This is a genomic window from Bradyrhizobium sp. IAR9 (assembly GCF_013408065.1).
GTDB lineage: Bacteria > Pseudomonadota > Alphaproteobacteria > Rhizobiales > Xanthobacteraceae > Bradyrhizobium.
The window spans coordinates 1-19,058 of the sequence record NZ_JACBZW010000025.1; the positions used below are offsets into that span (position 1 = coordinate 1).

Annotated in this window: 16 protein-coding genes and 1 pseudogene; 4 read left to right on the forward strand and 13 right to left on the reverse strand. The window is 64.3% G+C overall.

The features are described 5' to 3' along the window. Positions 1-284: 284 nt before the first annotated feature. From GGD67_RS38230 to GGD67_RS38250, 5 genes and pseudogenes are all read right to left on the reverse strand, one after another. Positions 285-2,003, reverse strand: a complete 1,719-nt coding sequence (locus GGD67_RS38230; RefSeq protein ID WP_179740098.1) for an amidohydrolase family protein — start codon at positions 2,001-2,003, stop codon at positions 285-287. A gap of 203 nt (positions 2,004-2,206) precedes the next feature. After that, positions 2,207-3,415, reverse strand: a complete 1,209-nt coding sequence (locus tag GGD67_RS38235) for an MFS transporter (RefSeq protein ID WP_179740100.1) — start codon at positions 3,413-3,415, stop codon at positions 2,207-2,209. Positions 3,416-3,709: 294 nt separating this feature from the next. After that, a complete protein-coding gene (locus GGD67_RS38240) occupies positions 3,710-3,877 on the reverse strand; it encodes a hypothetical protein (protein ID WP_018316817.1) in 168 nt (55 codons plus the stop codon). Positions 3,878-3,956: 79 nt separating this feature from the next. Then, positions 3,957-4,994 (reverse strand): MBL fold metallo-hydrolase, encoded by a 1,038-nt coding sequence (locus GGD67_RS38245; protein WP_028139702.1) that lies wholly within the window; start codon positions 4,992-4,994, stop codon positions 3,957-3,959. A 320-nt stretch (positions 4,995-5,314) separates the two neighbouring features. Then, positions 5,315-5,768 (reverse strand): annotated as a pseudogene (locus GGD67_RS38250) (hypothetical protein); the annotation flags it as partial. Positions 5,769-5,985: 217 nt separating this feature from the next. Here GGD67_RS38250 and GGD67_RS38255 point away from each other — a divergent pair. Further along, positions 5,986-8,235 carry an ABC transporter substrate-binding protein gene (locus GGD67_RS38255; RefSeq protein ID WP_179740101.1) on the forward strand — a complete coding sequence of 750 codons (2,250 nt, stop codon included), beginning with the start codon at positions 5,986-5,988 and terminating at the stop codon, positions 8,233-8,235. Between the two features lie 177 nt (positions 8,236-8,412). Here GGD67_RS38255 and GGD67_RS38260 read toward each other — a convergent pair whose 3' ends face one another. Genes GGD67_RS38260 through soxX form a run of 7 tightly spaced genes read right to left on the reverse strand, consistent with a single transcriptional unit; the run spans position 8,413 to position 13,034 of the window. Next, positions 8,413-8,871 (reverse strand): hypothetical protein, encoded by a 459-nt coding sequence (locus GGD67_RS38260; protein WP_179740103.1) that lies wholly within the window; start codon positions 8,869-8,871, stop codon positions 8,413-8,415. Continuing rightward, the gene (gene soxB / locus GGD67_RS38265) at positions 8,868-10,619 is read right to left on the reverse strand and encodes a thiosulfohydrolase SoxB (protein ID WP_179740105.1); all 1,752 of its coding nucleotides are present in this window, start codon (positions 10,617-10,619) and stop codon (positions 8,868-8,870) included. The genes GGD67_RS38260 and soxB overlap by 4 nt, the downstream gene beginning before the upstream one ends. 52 nt (positions 10,620-10,671) lie before the next feature. Beyond that, on the reverse strand, positions 10,672-10,977 hold the full coding sequence (locus GGD67_RS38270; RefSeq protein ID WP_179740107.1) for a hypothetical protein: 306 nt from the start codon (positions 10,975-10,977) through the stop codon (positions 10,672-10,674). Next, on the reverse strand, positions 10,974-11,837 hold the full coding sequence (soxA, locus tag GGD67_RS38275) for a sulfur oxidation c-type cytochrome SoxA (RefSeq protein ID WP_177236858.1): 864 nt from the start codon (positions 11,835-11,837) through the stop codon (positions 10,974-10,976). Before soxA ends, GGD67_RS38270 begins: the two co-directional genes overlap by 4 nt. Continuing rightward, positions 11,837-12,148: a thiosulfate oxidation carrier complex protein SoxZ gene (gene soxZ, locus GGD67_RS38280; RefSeq protein WP_179740109.1), complete on the reverse strand. Its 312-nt coding sequence runs from the start codon at positions 12,146-12,148 to the stop codon at positions 11,837-11,839. Before soxZ ends, soxA begins: the two co-directional genes overlap by 1 nt. Before the next feature lie 13 nt (positions 12,149-12,161). Next, the gene (soxY, locus tag GGD67_RS38285) at positions 12,162-12,653 is read right to left on the reverse strand and encodes a thiosulfate oxidation carrier protein SoxY (RefSeq protein ID WP_179740111.1); all 492 of its coding nucleotides are present in this window, start codon (positions 12,651-12,653) and stop codon (positions 12,162-12,164) included. 24 nt (positions 12,654-12,677) lie between these two features. Further along, complete coding sequence (gene soxX / locus GGD67_RS38290) at positions 12,678-13,034, reverse strand: sulfur oxidation c-type cytochrome SoxX (protein ID WP_179740113.1); 357 nt, start codon at positions 13,032-13,034, stop codon at positions 12,678-12,680. A gap of 237 nt (positions 13,035-13,271) precedes the next feature. Between soxX and GGD67_RS38295 the strand changes: the two genes are divergently transcribed. Continuing rightward, positions 13,272-13,943, forward strand: a complete 672-nt coding sequence (locus tag GGD67_RS38295) for a DUF938 domain-containing protein (protein ID WP_179740115.1) — start codon at positions 13,272-13,274, stop codon at positions 13,941-13,943. 184 nt (positions 13,944-14,127) lie between these two features. On the opposite strand, the gene GGD67_RS38300 is transcribed toward GGD67_RS38295, so the two are convergent. Beyond that, entirely contained in the window at positions 14,128-16,194 is a 2,067-nt protein-coding gene (locus GGD67_RS38300; protein WP_179740117.1) for a prolyl oligopeptidase family protein, read from the reverse strand. Between the two features lie 195 nt (positions 16,195-16,389). Here GGD67_RS38300 and GGD67_RS38305 point away from each other — a divergent pair, with 195 nt between their 5' ends. After that, positions 16,390-17,637, forward strand: a complete 1,248-nt coding sequence (locus tag GGD67_RS38305) for an MFS transporter (RefSeq protein ID WP_179740119.1) — start codon at positions 16,390-16,392, stop codon at positions 17,635-17,637. Between the two features lie 161 nt (positions 17,638-17,798). Beyond that, a complete protein-coding gene (locus tag GGD67_RS38310) occupies positions 17,799-19,034 on the forward strand; it encodes an MFS transporter (RefSeq protein WP_179740121.1) in 1,236 nt (411 codons plus the stop codon). Positions 19,035-19,058: the final 24 nt, after the last annotated feature.

Here is a 19,058-nt window from a genome sequence, read left to right on the forward strand (position 1 = left end):
CATCCGACCCCCTCCGTCTTCCGGGAGTCGTCTTCAGAATCCGTCTTGCCTTCCAATGCAATAGCTAGACAAAACCCATATGCGATTCCCCTGCCCTGGAGGGGGAGGGTCGATCGCGCGAAGCGCGAGCGGGGTGGGGTGATCTCTCCGCTCGGGCACCGTTGGTTGGGGAGAGACTGTCACTCCACCCCGTCTCACATTTCGCTGCGCTCCATGTGAGCCGACCTACGGGCGAGCTACGCTCGTCCCGGACCCCTCCAGGGGAGGGTAAGCAACACGCCGTGCTAGCTCGCGAGCCCCTGCGCCCCGCGAATCAACTTCCCCGGCCGGCGGCCCGTGGCCTCTCCATGCCGCCGCGTCACCACGCCTGAGACGATCGTCGCCTCATAGCCGTCGACGTCCTGCAACAGCCGCCGCCCGCCGACCGGCAGATCGTAGTGCACCTTCGGCGGATGCAAATGCAGGCGGTCATAGTCGATCACGTTGACGTCGGCCTTGTAGCCGGGCGCAATCAGGCCGCGATCGGTGAGGCCGACCGAGAGCGCGGTCTTGCGCGACTGCGCCGCGACCACGAACGGGATCGACAGCTTCTCGCCGCGCGTGCGGTCGCGCGTCCAGTGCGTCAGCAGATAGGTTGGGAAGCTCGCATCGCAGATGATGCCGCAATGTGCGCCGCCGTCGGACAGGCCCGGCACCGATTGCGGGTCGATCAGCATCTCGCGCGTCGCGTCGAGATTGCCGTCGGCATAGTTGAGGAACGGCACGTAGAGCATGCCGCGGCCCTCGTCCGACAGCATCGCATCATAGGCGAGCTCTTCCGGCTGACGGCCCTGCTTGCGCGCCTGTGGCCCCAGTGCGTTCTCCGGCGGCTGCTCGTAATCGGGGGGATCGCCGAGCAGAAACATCTTGTCGTAGTTGGGCCGGAAGAACAGTGGATCGTCGGTGGCGGTTGCCGTCTCGCTCAGGATCGCCTTGCGCACATCGCTCTGATGCAGCCGTGCCAGCCGCTCCTTCAAGGGAAGATGCGCGATCGCCCTGTAGCTCGGATGGGTCTGGAACGGATTGCGCGACAGCTCGAGCCCGAGCAGCAGGCCGACCGGGCGCGCTGCGATCTGCGCGGTGATGGAGAGGCCGCGCTTCGCCGCTGCATTGATCTCGTCCAGCGTCTGGCGCCAGCGGTTTGGCGATCTGTCGTTCTGTGTGATCGAGAACGAGATCGGGCACTTCGTCGTGTCGGCGACCCGCAACATCATCGGCAAATCTTCGTGGATGGTGGAGAGATCGAGCACGAATTGCAGGACGCTGCGGCCCTGGCTGTGCATCGCCCCGGCGATCGCGGTGAGCTCGTCCTCGCCGGCCTTCAGCGTCGGTGTGAAGTCGCCGGTCGAGGTGCGGTGGTTGAGCGTGCGCGAGGTCGAGAAGCCGAGCGCGCCGGAGCGCACCGCCTCGCCCGCGAGCTTGGCCATCGCCGCATTATCCTCCGCGGTCGAGGGATCGCGGCGTGCGCCGCGCTCGCCCATGACATAGACGCGTAGCGCCGCATGCGGCAGCTGCGCGCCGACATCGATGTCGAAATCGCGCTTGGAGAGCCAGTTCATGTAGTCCGGAAAGCTCTCCCACGCCCACGGAATGCCGGCGCTCAGCACGGGCTCCGGAATGTCCTCGACGCCTTCCATCAACTGGATCAGGCGGGTCTGGTCGGCGGGCTTGCACGGCGCGAAGCCGACGCCGCAATTGCCCATGATCGCGGTGGTGACGCCGTTCTGCGAGGACGGCGTGATGTCCTGGCTCCAGGTGACCTGGCCGTCGTAATGGGTGTGCACGTCGACGAAACCCGGCGTCACCAGTTTTCCGCGGGCGTCGATTTCCTCGGCACCTTTGCCAGAGACCTTGCCGACCTCGCTGACCTTTCCGCCGGTGATGGCGACATCAGCCTCGAACAGCTCGCCGCCGCGACCGTCCGCGACGGTGCCGCCGCGGATCACCAGATCAGGATTGCTCATGTGTTTCTTCCCGTTTTGTTTCTTGTTTCTTGTCGTCGTCCCGGACAAGCGCGCCCTAAGCGCGCGCAGATCCGGGACCCATAACCACGGGGAGATGTTTTGCGACGACTCGGAGTGACCACCTCGTGCCGCAACTTCTCCCTGTGGTTATGGGTCCCCGCGTTCGCGGGGACGACAGCTCAATTTGTGGCGATACCGGCGACTCAATTTGCCTTGGCCCGCTTCCGCTCCGTGAACGGCGACAGCGCCACCGTCGCGACCATGAAGATCACCGACGCGCCGAATACCCAGTGCGGTGCGTTCTGGTCCATGATCCAGCCGAACAGCAGCGGGCTGATAATGCCGCCGAGATTGAATCCGGTGGAGACGATGCCGAAGGCGCGCCCGGCGGCGCCGGGAGGTGCTGCGTTGCGCACCAGCATGTCGCGCGAGGGGGCTATCACGCCGGAGAGGAAGCCTGCGAGCGTCATCGCGGCAGTCAGCGCCCAACCCGGCAGCGTCACGAGCGCGATCAGCAGCACGATTGCCGCGTTCACGGCAAAGCAGGCCGCGGCGACATAGCCGTGGCGTTCGGTGTGGTCGGCGAGAAAACCGCCGGCCAGCACGCCGGCGGCGCTGGCGCCAAGGAATGCCGTCAGCATGACGTTGGCGGCCGAATAGGACGTGCCATAGCCGCTCATCAGCGCGACGACGCCGAAATTGTTGATACCGGCGACCGACAGGCTGAGCAGCATGAACAGCGCCGTCAGCACGATCAGCGCCGGCGTGATGACAGCCTGCTTCGGTGCGTTCTCCGCGCCCGGCTTCTTCTTGCTGGCGCCGGCGTCGGGAATGTTCATGACGAGCAGCAGCATCGCCACCGCGATGCCGATCGCACCCGAGGCGATCAGCGCGCCGACGCCGCCGGACAGGGTGACGAGTGCAGCCACGATCGCCGGCGCCACCGCGCCGCCGAGAAACCCGGCAAAGGTGTGGATCGAGAAGGCGCGGCCCATCCGTGCCTCGTCCATGTGCTCGGCCAGGATCGCGTAGTCGGCGGGGTGGTAGACGCTGTTGGCGAGGCCCAGCAGCACGGCGCAGGCGACCAGTGAGGCGTAGCTGAGGTGCAGACCAAGCAGGATCAGCGCGAAGCCGCCGAGCGTGAGGCCGGTCAGCAGAATTCGCCGCGCGCCAAAATGGTCGACGAGATAGCCGGTCGGCGCCTGCGTCAGTCCGGACACCACCGCGAATACGGTGAGCGCGAAGCCAAGCTCGATATAGCCGACGCCGAGCTGCGCCTTGAGGAACGGGAACAGCATCGGCAGGACCAGCAGATGGAAATGGCTGACCCAATGCGCGATCGAGATTCCGGTCAGCGTGCGTAGCGCGCTGTCCGCCTTGCCTTGCTGCGGTGCGGCGAGAACGTCGACCATTGCAATTCCGGTTTCACTCCCTGGAAGGCGCGCAAACTATCGGGGAGAGCGGTTATTTGTCCATGAACGCAGGCGCATGGCAGGTAGTGCGGGTGGTCGAAGAGCGCGTTGAGGTGCCTCCACGCCGTCGTCCCTGCGAAAGCAGGGACCCCCATACCGCGTGATGTCTCGATTGTGATCGGTTGAAGTGCCGAACGACGATCTCCGCAAAACTCCTCCCTGTGGCTACGGGTCCCTGCGCCCCGTGCGCAATTGCGCACTAGGCAGGGACGACAGCGGAGTTTGGGGGCGCCCTCATAACGGGTCGTCATCCGGACCGTAGCGGTCGCGTTTGGGCGTCGCGATGTCGCCGTCCTCGTAGTCGTCGTCATCGAGAGGAGGCGGCGGTATCTTCACCTTGTCTTCCGCCCGCTTTTTGTCAGCGATTTTGGGCGGCTCGCTTGGCTTGCCGATCTTGGCCATGGCTGTTCCCGGATGGTGATGCTGCATCCGATCCTATACGGAACATATGTGTAGTTTCTGACCTATCGCAAGCAGGCCGTCAGTGCACCAGCGGCCCGCCCGCCTTCTTCCAGGCATCCACGCCGCCGGCGATATGGGCGGTGTTGGAAAGGCCGGCCGCCTTGGCGGCGGCCACCGCCATCGCCGAGCGCTCGCCGAAGGCGCAGAAGAACACGATGCGGCGGCCGGTGGCGGCGGCGACCTCGCGCAGCATACCGCCGGGCTTGAGGCTCTCCTCGACGGACGGATAGGGCGTATGCAGCGCGCCTTCGAGCATGCCGTGCTTCATCCGCTCGTTGGTCTCGCGCAGATCGACCAGCAGCATGTCGGGCCGGCCGAGAATGCGGATCGCCTCGACCGCGCTGAGCGCGCGGCCTTCCTTCTCCAGCTCCTCCTGATGCAGGCCGACATGCATGTTGGCGGGCACCGCCACGTCCATCATCTTCGGATTGGGCAGCTTCAGGTTGGCCATCAGCTCGATATATTCGTCGACCGAGCGCACCTGGAGCCGCGGGTTGTAGCGCTTCTCCTCGCCGATGGTGGAGACGGTGTCGCCCTTGTAGTCGTGCGCCGGGAATACCATCGTCTCGTCCGGCAGCTTGAGCAGCCGGTTGAAGATGGAATCGTACTGTGCGCGCGAAGAACCGTTCTGGAAATCGGTGCGGCCGGTGCCGCGGATCAGCAGCGTATCGCCGGTGAAGACGCGATCGCCCATCAAATAGGAATAGGAATCGTCGGTGTGGCCGGGCGTGTACATCACGTCAAGCGACAAGCCCTCGATCGTCACCTTGTCGCCGTCGGCGACCCGCATCGCCACCACGTCGGCCTTGGTCTGGTCGCCCATCACGGTCATGCAATGGGTGCGGTCGCGCAGCTCGCCGAGGCCGGTGACGTGGTCGGCATGCAGATGAGTGTCGACCGCCTTGACCAGCTTGAGGTCGAGCTCGCGCAGCAATTGGCAGTAGCGGTCGACTTTCTCAAGCACGGGATCGAGGATCAGCGCCTCGCCGCCGGGGCGGCTGGCGAGGACGTAACTGTAGGTGCCCGAAACGCTGTCGAAGAGCTGGCGGAAGATCATGGCGGGAAAGTCCGGCGGTGGAACTGGTTTCGAGGATTCTACTACGTTCCGGGCCGGAAAGAGAAGTAATTCACTGGGCGGATCGCAAGTTTTGGAAGATTTTTGCTTTGCAGGATCGAATCTCCGATTGAACGCGATGGCCGTCCCACAAGTTCAGTGTCGTCCCTGCGAACGCAGGGACCCATAACCCCAGGGTGGAGTTTGGCGAAGACCAGCCGTTCGGTGCGCCTGCCGCCGCGATCGAGAGATCACGCGGTATGGGTCCCTGCGTTCGCAGGGACGACAGCTGAGTGCGACGCGGGAGCGCAGCGCCCCCTCAGGGGCCTCACCACCGTATATCCATTCTCCGCCAAAAACAGGATCTGCCCGACGCCCACCTGCACCGGGTCGCGGCTGGATGAACTCCGGCCGCTTGCCGGTCTCGCGCTCGATCGTATCCACCGTGTTGAGGCAGATGTCGAAGCGCACGCCTTGCGCGATCAGGCTTTCGACCTGCTTGCGACGCTCGCTGCCGGACAACAGGAGATCGATGCCGGGGCCGAACGCGACGACCTCGATCGCGATCTTGTCGGGGTCGTACGCCTTCAGGAGATTATTGGCGACGCTGAGCACCAGCGCCTGCTTCCTGGCGTCGCCGTCGGAGAGTTGCAGCACGATCTTGTGCTCGGCGAACGGCTTGTCCTGCAGCGGTACCTGCTGTGCCGAGGCCGCTGGGATCGCGACCCGGACCAGCAGCGCCAGCATCAGCGCGCAAAAGATCGGACCCCGAATCATCCCTGTCCCGCAATGCCTGGATTGTCCTCGACGCCCTTCAGCGTGACACCGGGGCCAAGCCGCTTCTCGTCGGCTTATCAGGGTGGGCCGGACGTGAGCGGACGGCCGGTGGCGATGGGGCGGGCTTGAAAAACGCTGTCAGCGGCGGCAATCTCGGCCTGATTGAGACTTCGATCTGACGAATCTCGGCTTATGCCGATCGATGCGAGGATCGACGATGAAGCAGCGGCCGATAGTGTGGCTTGCCGTTGTTGCAGGCGTGGTCCTGGTGCTTGCTGTCGCCTGGGCCGCCATCCTCTGGACGCGCCCAGAGCCTATTCGCATCGCGTTCGCCAATTCGCTCTCTGGCCCGTCCGCCCCGATCGGGGCGGAAAGCCTGGTCGCTACGCAGCTTGCAATCGACGAGGTGAACGCCAAGGGGGGTGTCAACGGACGGCTGATTGAGCTCGTTCTGTTCGACGACGCAAGCAATCCAGCTGTGGCGCGCGCGAATGCGCAGGCGATTGCCGACAGCCCGTGCGTCGCTGTGCTCGGACATTATCTTAGTTCCGCGTCGCTCGCGGCGGCGCCGATATACAAGGATGCGCGGATACCGGCACTCACGGGAAGCTCGGCTGCCGACGATCTGACAAACAACAGTGAATATTATTTTCGTGCGCTGTCGCCGGTCTCCGTGCAGGCGCGCTCGATCGCGGAACATCTGCGCGCCGTGATGAGGGAGCCAAAAGTCCGTCTCGTTCACACGCGCGATTCCTACGGCAAGAGTTTCGAGCATGGATTTGCGACGGCCTATCCTGCGGAGCAGTTGCGTGTGTTCGGACTGGACGTCGCAGCCGGTCAGATCGGATCGACGGATGAGGCGCTGGACGCTGCCGCGCAGGAGCCCGGGCCCGGTGTTATTGTCGTCGGCGCGGCAACCGATTTTAGCGCAGACATCGTCAAGGCGCTCCGCCGCCGCGGTATCAAGGGAATGATCATTGCATCCCAAGCCGCGGCCCGCGAAAGCTATTTGCGGAATTTCGCCAATGAGCCCGAGGAAAAAGCGCAGCCGGGTTTCTTCAGCGAGAATCTGTATGCTGCTTCCTCGCTGATGTTCGACAGTGCCGGCGTGGCAGCGCAGGTCTTTGCCGCCGACTACAAAGCGAAAGCGGGAACCTTGCCAAGCTGGGTTGCCGGCGGCTCGTATGACGCTGCGCGCCTGATGATCGATGCGCTAAAACGAGCTGCCGTACATCCCCGGTTTATGGGGCAGGGAATTCAGAAACGATCCGACAGCAAGGTCGCAGATCGCGACCGTGTGCGCGTCGCGCTCGCCGCGATCGGCGATCCGAAATCGGCGGTCGTCGGGCTGACTGGGCGGCTCTATTTCAACGCGAACCGTGACATTCCGCGCCCGATTCGACTGGGTTTCTTCCGTTACGGTTTGTTCGTCACTGCGCCGCTGCAACTCGTGCGCATCGATCAGCCCAAAGGAATCGATCTCGCCGCGGAACGAGAGAAGGGCCATGTCGTCACGTTCGGCGACCGACACTACTGGATTCAGCGCGTCGTTTATACGGGCATCGACATCATTCGCGTCAGCCGGGTCGACGTGAAGCAAAATTCGTTCAACGTCGACTTCTATCTCTGGATGCGGTTCGCCGGGGACGATGAGGCGCAGACGCACGTCGAATTCCCGGCCTTGCTGGATCGCGGGGCGTTCGATCCGGCTCGGCCGATTCAGATTGGACAGGAAGACGGCCTGAGCTATCGGCTCTATCGAATCAACGGCGATTTCAAAGCCCGTTTCGATCTCCATGATTATCCGTTCGACACGCAGGAATTGCGTCTACGTTTCCAGAACACGGAGCAGCGGCGGGAACTCATCACCTATGTCATCGATCGGTTCGGCTTGCGCCTCGCCGGCGATGGAAGCTCGCGGGCCGAGGATGGGGCCTATTCCGGACTTCAGCTCTGGCGATTTCTCGGACTGAACTATTTCGTCGAATCTCAGTCCAGCGGATCGACGCTCGGAAAGGCGTCCTCGTTTGGTGCCGAGGCAATGACGGAATTCGCAGGCTTCGATGCGACCATCATGCTGCGCCGCAGCTCCGCCATCTACATGCTGAAGAACCTATTGCCGCTGTTTCTGCTCGTGCTCGTCGTGTTCGCGACGCTGTTCTTTCCCGAAACCATGTTTCGTGAACGCGTGACGATTCCAGTGACCTCGATCCTGGCGAGCGCGGTGCTGCTCGTGACGGTCGCCAGTCAGGTCGGCGATGTCGGATATACGGTGGTCGTCGAAGAGATGTTCTACATTTTCTTCATACTATGCCTGATGACGATATTGGCGGGCTACAAACATGAAAAACTTCGAGACGCCGGCCGAAAGCGCGCCGCTATTGTTTTGGATCACGCAGCGCGGATCATTTATGCCGGGACGGTACTCGCTGTAATCGTTGTGCTCTACCGGCGTTATGCCGTGTGAGGCAAGCGTGGATACCTCGCCGGGTCCGCCACACCTTCTTGAAATTCGCAGCATGAGTCCGGATCTGGTCCTTGGCCGACATGACCAAGCGCACCTCCTTTGTCTGTTTCCGACGGTCATGCGGACGTCGTCCGCCGGACGGATTGGGTACACGCGTGTTCGGCGGGACAACGCCCCCTACGGCCGCACCAGCGTGTAGCCATTCTCCGCCAGGAAGAGGATCTGCCCGACGCCCACCTGCACCGGGGTCGCGGCCTGGATGAACTCCGGCCGCTTGCCGGTCTCGCGCTCGATCGTATCCACCGTGTTGAGGCAGATGTCGAAGCGCACGCCTTGCGCGATCAGGCTTTCGACCTGCTTGCGGCGCTCGCTGCCGGACAGCAGGAGATTGACGCCGGGACCGAACGCGACGACCTCGATCGCGATCTTGTCGGGGTCGTAGGCCTTCAGGAGATTATTGGCGACGCTGAGCACCAGCGCCTGCTTCTTCGCATCACCGTCGGAAAGCTGCAGCACGATCTTGTGCTCGGCGAACGGCTTGTCCTGAAGCGGCACCTGCTGCGCAAATGCTGGCGGCACCGCGGCCCAGGCCAGCAGCGTCAGTAGCATCGCGCGAAACATTTGCGCCCGCATCATCCTTGTCCCGCAATGCCCGGATTGTCCTCGACGCCCTTCAGCGTCACGCCGGAGCCGAGCCGCTCCTGGAACATCCGACCCGAGCGCAGATATTTGCCGACGACGTCCCACACCGGCGCGCCTTGCTGGCCATTGACCGAAGCCCAGCCCGCGACCTTGTAGCGATGGCTGGCGCTGAGTGCCTTGCCGCCATGGAGCTTCAATTCGGAGATGCGGCCGCCGATCGCGGCGGTCGGCGTGCAGGTGTAGCTGAGCCCGCCGGCGCGCACCATGTCGCCGCCCTGCTGATAATAGGGATCGGCGTTGAAGAGATTGTCGCAGACGTCTTCCAGCACGTCCTTGATCTGGGCGCCCGTCATCTCCTGCACATAGGTCTCGGGATAGGTGATTGCCGTCTCCGTGAGCAGATCCTCCATGGTCAGCGCCTGGCCCGACAGCGCGGTGACGCCCCAGCGGAACCCCGGCGATAGCGCGATCTCGGCATCGAGCTCGGTGCGCAGCGCCGTGCAGATCAGCTCGTCGACGGGCCCGGAGAAATTGCCGCGCCGATAGAGCAGGCGGTCAGGCGTTGCGATCTTTGCCGACCAGTCGGTCACATGCGGCGCGCGCAGCCGGCCGATCAGCTCGGCCATTCCAGGATCGGGCTTCAGCAGTTCGGAATAAACAGGAAGCAGATGATAATGAATGTCGCTGACCTTGCCCTTGTCGATCGCAAGATCGAGCACGGCGAGGAATTTTCCGTTGGAGCCGGCATTGGTGACGAGCGTGATCCCACCGGCGTTCTTCACGGCAATCGGCTGCGGTACGGCGTCATGGGTATGGCCGCCGAGAATGACGTCGATGCCCGTGACGCGGCTTGCGAGCTTGAGGTCGACATCCATGCCGTTGTGCGACAGCAGGACGACGGCGTCGACCTTGTCGGTGCCGCGCAAGGCATCGACATGCTTTTGCAACTCCTCCTCGCGGATGCCGAAGGTCCAGTCCGGCGTGAACCGCTTGGGGTGCGCGATCGGCACGTAAGGGAAGGCCTGGCCGACGATCGCGACCCGGTGACCGCCGATCTCCTTGATCATCGAAGGCTTGAACACGCGTCCCGTGGCCTTGTCGAAGGCGGGAGCGTCGTTGAACGCGGCTTCCTCGGTCAGGAACACGTTCTGCGCCAGGAACTCGCCCTTGAAGCGTTCGAGATTGTCGCGCAGCGTCTGCTCGCCATAGGTGAATTCCCAATGCCCGGTCATCGCTTCGATGCCGAGCAGATTGGCGACCTCGACCATGTCGCGGCCCTGCATGACGTTGGCAAGCCCGGTGCCCTGCCAGAGATCGCCGCCGTCGACCAGCAGCGAACGCTTCTCGCCGACATCGCCACGCAAGCGATCGACCAGCGTCTTCAGATGGGCAAAGCCGCCGAGCTTGCCGAAGCGGCCTGCCGACTTCTCGAACTCGACGCAGGTGAAGGCATAGGCATCGGCGCTGTCGGGACGGATGCCGAAACGATCGAGGAAGGCGCGGCCGACCAGGTGCGGTGGTCGCCCGGCCATCTCACCGACGCCGATATTGATGCTGGGCTCGCGGAAATAAACCGGGTTGAGCTGCGCATGCGTGTCGGTGATGTGCAGGATGCGCGCGTTGCCGAAGCGCTCGAGGTCGTAAATGCTCGCGGACTCAGTGCCCCGCGCAAGCCGCGGCAGACCGAGCGATGCAGCAGCAAGGCCTGCGCTCTTCAGGAAATCGCGGCGGCGGATCGCCATACCAAAATTCTCCGCGCCCTCAATGTCGCAAGACTGTTTCAGTTCAGGCAGTCTAGCGGATTTCCATCGCCTTCCAGGCTTCTTTTTCGGACGCCGCCTGGAAGATCGACGCCTTTGCCAGCGCCTCGGCCTCCCTGGCCGCGGCGGTGGCGCGGTCGAAATCGCCGCCATCCGCCGCTTTCCTGGCCGCGGCCAGCGTCGAGACGGTCACGGTCCACTGGTTGCGCAAGCCGGCAGCCTCCTTCGATGCGGCTTCCGCGGTGGCATAGGCCGCCTTGTAGTCCGCTTCATTTGCCGCGCGCGCCGCGGTCGCGAGGCCGAACGCCAGCAGCATGGCGAGGGGAAGTGACCGCTTCATGGCCGCGCTCCCGGTCCTGATATCGGCAGGCCGTTGGCGACATAGGACAGGAAATATTCGACGTCGCGATATTCGTCCGATTGCGGCTCCAGCGGAACCGCGCGGGTCTGGCTGTTGCAGGTGACGAAGCGGCGGCTGGTGGTGCCCATGCCGCTCCATTCGGAGCGGTAGATCGGCATCGCGTTCAAAATGCCGAGCGCCGGCGCCAGGACCTCGGCGCGGATGCGCTCGCCCGGGCTCTGCACATGGCAGCTGGCGCAGGAGAAATTCATCTGGCCGCGCCGCGTATAGAAGTAGCGCTTGCCGTTCTCGAATGCCGCGAGCGCACGGGGATCGTCGGGAATCTTGATGTCCATCGGCTTGCCGCGCGAGGTGAAGGCCATGTAGGCGGTGAGCGAGGCCATCTCGTCCTTGACGTAGGAGTAGGGCGCCTCGCCATTGGCCTCGCGGCAGCGGTTGAGCGCGAGCTCCAGCGTGACGACCTTGCCTTCCTTCTCGTCGAAGTAGGGATAGTTCTGGCGGATGCCGACGCCCCCATTGGGGAAGCAATCGGCATAGGTCTTGCCGTTCTTGAACGGGGTGGCGAACATCTCCTTGCCGGCGTCGAGCGCGAACTCGTAAGGCGGGAATTCTTCCTTCTCCTGCCACTGCCGCTTCATGTCCGCGTTCATGGAATACGGACCGTTGACGAAGTCCTCGTGCTTTACGTCGGGAAACTTCTGGAAGAAGAAGTTCTGGAACGCCTTGGCGTCGGCAACGGGATCGACCTTGTCGGCCGCGACGACGCGCGGAGAGGTGAGGGCGAACGCAACGAGTGCGGCGCTGAGCGAACCAAGCAGCAATGCAGACCGGGTCTTCATCACGCGATCTTCGCGGTGGTCGTATCCGACGCACCCTTGTTGTCGGTCCAGGAGATCTTGAGGTCGTCGCCCTTCTTGGCGCCCTTGAAGCTGAACTTCACATAGGGATCCTTGGAGACCGCAGTGCCCCAATCGGCGACGAAGACGTCCTTGCCGTTACATTCGAATTTCAGCTGCTGGATGTAGTGCGCGGGGATCAGCTCCCCCTTGGGATCCTTGACCAGGCCGGTATCCATGGGGTGCTGGATCAGCGCCTGCACCTCGGTGACGTCGCCGTTGGATGTTGCGCGCACGCGAATGCTTGATGCCATCGGACCGATCCTCCTAGCCGCCGCAGCCGCCGACGGTGACCTTCACTTCCTTGGTCGCGCTGTAGAGCTTGCCGTCAGCCTCGACGATGGCGACCAGTTTGGTGGTCTTGGCCATTTTCAGCCGGTTGGCGACGTGCGGAATGGTGCCGTCGGCGACCTTGTAGGACGCTGCGAGCGCGTACGGGTTCTCGGTCACGAGGAACGAGATCGAGGTCACCTTGTCGAGCGTCGTCGTCACCGAGACCGGCACGACGCCGCCGTTCTCGGCGATCTCGGGCGCATCCAGCTTGACCTTGTCGGAGGGCTCGGCGGACTTGCCATAGAGCGCCTTGATCGCGTCGGCCTCGTTCTTCTGCTTGAAGGCCTCTTCCGGATATTTGTCGTTGGCCGCGGCGCGCGCGGGCGTGGCTGCGAACGGCAGATTGCCAAGGCCGAGCAGGGCGACAGAGGCAGCGCCCTGAAGGATCAGGCGCCTTGTCGCAAGCGAGCCGGTGGTCGTGGTCATCTCAAATCTCCTGGCAGCCGGCCGTTACAGCGTCTGCAGGAAATCAACGATCGCGCTGATCTCCTGTTCGGTCAAAATCCGGTTCCGGCCGAACGGCGGCATCATGGTCTGCGGATTGCGCTTGGTCTCGTCGAAGATGATCGCGGTGAGCTCGTTGCGATCAGGGTATTTGGCCTTGAGGTCCTTCAGTGCCGGCCCGATTGTTCCCGGCAGGTCGCCGCCTTTGATGACGTGGCAGGTCAGGCAATTGCCCTTGCCGCGATCGAAGGCGAGCTTCTGGCCGTCGGCGACAGCGGATTGTGCCCGCGCTGGAGCCACAGCCGCGCCGGCGGAGAGCACCAGCGCCACCAGGACGGCAAGCTTGCAAGGAAAGGCGGTCAAGGCATCGTCCCAGGCGTTATGTCGATGATCTCGTTTGCGGAAATATAAGCGTTCCAAAGCACAAAGGGCATCGCCTGACAATCAAGACTATGCACGCGGCAAAATGGAGTTAATATCCTGCGCATTGCAACCGATGAGATCGTTTGTTCATCCTAACAGGTTGGCACTAGTAAATTATTCTAGGGCGTTTGGCCCTTACGGGCCGTCTTTTCTGTTTCGCATTCATTGGGGACTGACTTGGCTGAATATGTCGTCGAATTTGGCAGGGATGGCGGACGGGTCGAGCCGGATGGACGGCTCGATGCACCGGCGTTCCATCGCAACCATGTGCCGATCTGGGCGGCGCTGGAAAAGCACCTCACCGGGCTGACCGGCAACGTGGTCGAGCTCGGCAGCGGAACCGGCCAGCACGTGGTCTATTTCGCCCGCCACACGCCCGGCCTGATCTGGTGGCCGAGCGACCTCAACCAGCGCCATCTCAGGAGCATCGAGGCCTGGCGTGTCCATACGGGCCTCGCGAACATCCGCAGCCCCCTGCGGATCGATCTCACCGATCCCGACTGGTGCGAGGAGATGAAAAGCGGACAGGCGCCGACGAGCCTTGCGGCGGTGTTCTGCGCCAATGTCATTCACATCGCGCCCTGGGCCGTGGCCGAGGGCCTGTTCGCCGGCGCCGGCCGCTACATACGCCCCGACGGCAAGCTGTTCCTCTATGGCCCGTTCAAGCGCGACGGCAAGCACACCGCGCTCAGCAATGCGGTGTTCGACACCTCCTTGCGTGAAGGCAATCCCGAATGGGGCGTGCGCGACATCAGCGATGTCGAGCTCCTCGCGCGCGGCGCGGGCCTTCGCCTCGTCGATACGATCGACATGCCCGCGAACAATCTGACGCTGGTGTTCGAGCGGTAAGCGACTCGGAAGGTGTGCTCCCTCCCCCGCCTGCGGGGGAGGGTTGGGGAGAGGGTGTCTCCGCAACGGGACATCCCCCAGAGGAGAAAACCCTCACCCGCCACGCTCTTCGAGCGCGTCGACCTCTCCCGCAAGCGGGAGAGGTAAGAGCCGGCCTTGGTCTGCACCGACCAAACGAGTCCCATCACCCTTCATCCCTCCACCCGATCTTCTCCTTCAAGAACCGGAAGCCGAGCACCTCGAAGCCGGCGCGTTCCCTGTTGTCCTTGCCGTAGCCGTGGCCGCCGGCTTCCGGCTCGTAGAACCAGGCCTCATAGCCCATGGCCTGCAGCTTGGCCGTCATCTTGCGGGCGTGGCCGGGATGAACGCGGTCATCGCGCCTTGTGGTGGCGATCAGGATCGGCGGATAGGTCTGGCCGGCTTTCACGTTGTGATAGGCCGAGTAGGTTTTCAGCCACTGCCATTCCTCGGACTTGTCGGGGTCGCCGTATTCCGCGATCCAGCTCGCGCCCGCGAGCAGTTTCGTGTAGCGGCGCATGTCGATCAGCGGGATGGTGCAGAACAGCGCGCCGAAGTGCTCGGGGTAGCGCACCAGCATGTTGGTGATGAGGATGCCGCCGTTCGAGCCGCCCTGTGCCGCAATGCGCTTCGGCTGCGTCACGCCGCGGCGGACGAGATCGGCCGCGACCGCGGCGAAATCGTCGTGCGAGAGTTTCTTGCCGGCGAGGCGGCCGGCGTCGTGCCAGCGCGTGCCGAACTCGCCGCCGCCGCGCAAATTCGCCTGCACGATGGTGCCGCCGCGCTCCAGCCACAGCTTGCCGAGCGAGGAATTGTAGTACGGCTTCACCGAATGGGCGAAGCCGCCATAGGCGCTCATATAGACCGGCGCGTCGCCGGTCTCGCCTGCCGGCCCGGTCTGGACATAGGGAATGCGCTCGCCGTCAACAGAGACCGCCTCGTGCTGCGTCACCACGAGCCCGTCGGCGGTGAACGTCTTCGGCGCCTGCTTCAGGACGATCGGGCTGGCGACGCCGCGCTCGATCAACAGCAGTGACGGCGGGGTGAGTGGATCCTGCACATTGGCGAGCAGATCGCCGTTGCTCTCGCTGGGATGACGATCGAGCGGCCAGACGTCGACGACGCCGATTTGCGGCAGGCCGGCAAGCGTCTCGCGGCTCCAGCCCGCGGCGGACGGCGCACAGATCTCGAAGCGCGGGCGCAGCTCGTCGAGGATCGACAGCACGAGCTTGCCCGCCGCCCAGAACAGGCCTTGCAACGCGCGCCGGGGCGCCGGCTCGAACAGCACCGCAAAATCGCGGCTGCCGTTCAGGAATGCCGACAGCGAGATGCCGAGCACGGTGTCGGTGGCGTAGGTCCGCCCGCCGGCCGTCCAGTCCTTGCGCAGCTTCATCGCGAACCAGTCGCCATGGGCCTGCAGCCAGATGCCGGTCGGCAGATCGAGCTTGGTCATGCGACCGGCGGCATCGCGCAGCCAGACCGCGTGATTGAAGAAGTCGATCTGCTCGACGATCCAGACCCGCGGCTCAGGTCCGGTGTCGTCGGCGCCGCCATAGATCATCATGTGATCGGCGGTGGTCTCGGCGATCATCTCGGCCTGATCGACCGGCTGGCCGCGCCGCCACAGGCGAACTGTCCGCGAGTATCCGGAGTCCGTCACCATACCCTCGCCATGCGCGCTCGACAGCAACAGCGTATCGGCATCGAGCCAGTCGGCGCCGCCCTTGGCTTCCGGCAGTGTAAAGCCGTCCGCCACGAAGCTCTTCGCAACGAGGTCGAATTCCCGCAAGGTCACGGCGTCGCTGCCACCGCGCGACAGGCTCAAGATGGCGCGCGAGCTTCCCGGCGTCGTGGCGATCCCGCTCAGCAGCCAATCCTCGCCTTCGCGCGCTGCGAGCTGGTCAATATCCAGCATGGTCTCCCACGCAGGAGAAGCTTTGCGAAATTCCGTCAGCGTGGTCCGCCGCCACAGGCCGCGCGGGTTGGTGGCGTCCTTCCAGAGATTGTGCAGGTCGCTGCCGCGCCGACTGACATAGGGGATGTTGTCCGGGCGATCGTAAATCGTCGCGAGGATGTCGCGGTCGTGCTCGAAGGCTTTGCCGCCGAACGCCGCGAGCGTCAGCTGGTTCTGCCGCTCGACGAAATCGAGCGCTTGGGTGCCCTCGATCTCCTCCAGCCAGAGCCAGGGATCGTCGTCGGGAGCGCTGAGCGTGGGCCTGTCGTCGACGGACATGAACGAACCTCCGAAAAATAGCGGCGGATAGGATTTGATCGAGCGCAAGCCGTCAAGTGCGCGGCCGGCTATGATCGCACCGATTGCGTCAGAGGCATGGCCAGCGCCCGTTTGCGCCGGTTGTCCGGCCACTCGCGTCCCTCCATAGTGCCGGGAATCAACCAGCCCTTGAGCCCGTTCGGGCAGAAAAAGCCGATGCTTGACGTGACTTCTGCCCATGCAATCGCCGACGACGCCCGCGTGCGCGCCAATGTGGTGCGCCTGGCTGCAGCCCAGGCGCTGACCGGTGCCAATTCGGCGGTGATCTTCGCTACCGGCGCGATCGTCGGCTCCACGCTCGCGCCCGACATGTCGTTCGCGACGGTGCCGATCTCGATGTATGTGGTCGGACTCGCCGCCGGCACGCTGCCGACCGGCGCGATCTCGCACCGCTTCGGCCGCCGCGCGGCCTTCGTCATCGGCACCGCTCTCGGCACGCTCACCGGCGTGCTCGGCTCGTTCGCGATCCTGCACGGCTCGTTCGCGCTGTTCTGCATCGCGACCTTCCTCGGCGGCCTCTACGGCTCCGTGGCGCAATCCTATCGCTTTGCGGCCGCCGACGGCGCCAGCGCGGCCTACCGGCCGAAAGCTGTGTCCTGGGTGATGGCGGGCGGCGTGTTCGCCGGTGTGCTCGGTCCGCAGCTCGTGCAATGGACCATGGACGTCTGGCAGCCTTATCTGTTCGCCTTCAGCTTCCTGGTGCAGGCCGCCGTGGCGCTGATCGCGATGGGCATCGTCGCCGGCGTCGATATGCCCAAGCCCGCACCGGCCGATCTGCATGGTGGCCGGCCGCTGCTCACCATCGTGACCCAGCCGCGCTTCATCGCCGCGGCGCTGTGCGGCATCATCTCCTATCCCATGATGAACCTCGTCATGACCTCGGCGCCGCTCGCCATGAAGATGTGCGGCCTGTCCGTCTCCGATTCCAATTTCGGCATTCAATGGCACATCGTCGCGATGTACGGGCCGAGCTTCTTCACGGGCACGCTGATCGCCCGCTTCGGCGCACCGAAAGTCGTGGCCGCCGGCCTGCTGCTGGAGGCCGGCGCTGCCGGCATCGGCCTCTCCGGTCTCACCGCGATGCATTTCTGGGCCACGCTGATCGTGCTCGGCGTCGGCTGGAATTTCTCCTTCGTCGGCGCCTCCGCCCTGGTGCTGGAGACGCACCGGCCGCAGGAGCGCAACAAGGTGCAGGCCTTCAACGATTTCCTGGTGTTCGGCATGATGGCGATCGGCTCGTTCTCCTCCGGGCAATTGCTCGCCAGCTACGGCTGGTCGGCGGTGAACCTGGTGGTGTTCCCGCCGGTGGTGCTGGGCCTTGCCGTGCTCTCGCTGGTCTCCTGGGCCCGCCGCCGCAAGGCGCGGCTGGAGGCGGCGATGGGCGAGTTCCCGGATGCGATCTGACTGGTAGGAGGCTGTCAGCAACCTTGATACTTCGATCCAGGTCGAAGTGATTTTAAGGTAAGGGCTATTTAGATGTCGTCGTGGCCGGGCTTGTCCCGGCCATCCACGTCTTAGGTGCTCGGATCGAACGTGGATGCCCGGGCATGACGGAGTAAGCGGCGATGCTCGACAATCCTCAGATCCCAGCGCTCGACGAATCCTCCCTCCGCTACGAAGGCTGGCGCATCGTCGCGGTCTGCTTCCTGCTCGCGACCTTCGGCTGGGGGCTCGGCTTCTACGGCCAGAGCGTCTATGTCGCCGAGCTGCAGCGCGCGCGGGGCTGGCCGACCACGCTGATCTCGTCAGGCACAACGTTCTTCTATCTGTTCGGCGCGCTGCTCGTCGTGTTCGTCGGCGAAGCCGTGAGGAGATACGGCCCGCGCCTCTGCCTGATCGCCGGCACGCTGGCGATGGCGGCAGCCGCGGTCGCGATCGGCGCGGTGCGCGAGCCCTGGCAGCTTTATCTCGCCAACGCCGTGCTCGCCTTCGGCTGGGCCGGCACCAGTCTCGCCATGATCACCAACACGATCAGCCTGTGGTTCGATCACAAGCGCGGCATGGCGATCAGCCTGGCGCTCAATGGTGCCAGCTTCGGCGGCATCGTCGGCGTGCCGCTGCTGGTGACCCTGATCGGCCATGTCGGCTTCGCCAGCGCGATGTACGCCGCCGCCGGCGCCATGCTGGTGCTGCTGTTGCCGGTGATTCTTCTTGTCGTGGGCCGGCCGCCCGATCACCATGGCTGGCACGCGGCGGCGAAGGCGAAGCCGCAATCATCGACGCAGATTCGCGCATGGGCGCTGCGCGACGTCGGCTTCCTCACGGTGACGATTGCGTTTGCGCTGGTGCTGTTCGCGCAGGTCGGCTTCATCGTGCATCTGATCTCGTTCCTCGATCCCGTGATCGGCCGCGAGCGCGCCGCGGTCGCCGTCGCGGTGCTGACCGCGATGGCGGTGGTCGGCCGCGTGCTGTTCTCGCTGGTGATCGATCGTCTCAACCAGCGGCTGGCCTCCGCGCTGTCGTTCCTCAGCCAGGCCGCGGCGCTTCTGGTCGTCATCAACCTGCACAGCGATTACGTGCTGATCGCGGCCTGCGCGGTGTTCGGCTTCTCCGTCGGCAACCTCATCACCCTGCCGTCGCTGATCGTGCAGCGGGAGTTCGATTCGGCCTCGTTCGGCGTGCTGATCAGCCTCAACACCGCGATCAACCAGGTGACGTATGCTTTCGGCCCCGGTGTCGTCGGGGCCTTGCGCGATTGGTCCGGCGGCTACGCGTTGCCGTTCTATCTCTGCATCGCGCTGGAAGTGGCGGCCGCCGCGTTGATCATGGTGCGCGGGACGCCGCGGACGAAGCTCGCGTAGGTTGGGCAAAGGCGCAAAGCGCCG

Coding starts and splice junctions, on each gene's coding strand:
- GGD67_RS38300 (WP_179740117.1), bottom strand. CDS start 16,194: ATGTCCGTCGACGACAGGCCCACGCTCAGCGCTCCCGACGACGATCCC.
- GGD67_RS38240 (WP_018316817.1), bottom strand. CDS start 3,877: ATGGCCAAGATCGGCAAGCCAAGCGAGCCGCCCAAAATCGCTGACAAA.
- GGD67_RS38255 (WP_179740101.1), top strand. CDS start 5,986: ATGAAGCAGCGGCCGATAGTGTGGCTTGCCGTTGTTGCAGGCGTGGTC.
- GGD67_RS38230 (WP_179740098.1), bottom strand. CDS start 2,003: ATGAGCAATCCTGATCTGGTGATCCGCGGCGGCACCGTCGCGGACGGT.
- GGD67_RS38260 (WP_179740103.1), bottom strand. CDS start 8,871: ATGATGCGGGCGCAAATGTTTCGCGCGATGCTACTGACGCTGCTGGCC.
- GGD67_RS38270 (WP_179740107.1), bottom strand. CDS start 10,977: ATGAAGCGGTCACTTCCCCTCGCCATGCTGCTGGCGTTCGGCCTCGCG.
- soxZ (WP_179740109.1), bottom strand. CDS start 12,148: ATGGCATCAAGCATTCGCGTGCGCGCAACATCCAACGGCGACGTCACC.
- GGD67_RS38305 (WP_179740119.1), top strand. CDS start 16,390: ATGCTTGACGTGACTTCTGCCCATGCAATCGCCGACGACGCCCGCGTG.
- soxY (WP_179740111.1), bottom strand. CDS start 12,653: ATGACCACGACCACCGGCTCGCTTGCGACAAGGCGCCTGATCCTTCAG.
- GGD67_RS38235 (WP_179740100.1), bottom strand. CDS start 3,415: ATGGTCGACGTTCTCGCCGCACCGCAGCAAGGCAAGGCGGACAGCGCG.
- GGD67_RS38245 (WP_028139702.1), bottom strand. CDS start 4,994: ATGATCTTCCGCCAGCTCTTCGACAGCGTTTCGGGCACCTACAGTTAC.
- GGD67_RS38310 (WP_179740121.1), top strand. CDS start 17,799: ATGCTCGACAATCCTCAGATCCCAGCGCTCGACGAATCCTCCCTCCGC.
- soxA (WP_177236858.1), bottom strand. CDS start 11,837: ATGAAGACCCGGTCTGCATTGCTGCTTGGTTCGCTCAGCGCCGCACTC.
- soxB (WP_179740105.1), bottom strand. CDS start 10,619: ATGGCGATCCGCCGCCGCGATTTCCTGAAGAGCGCAGGCCTTGCTGCT.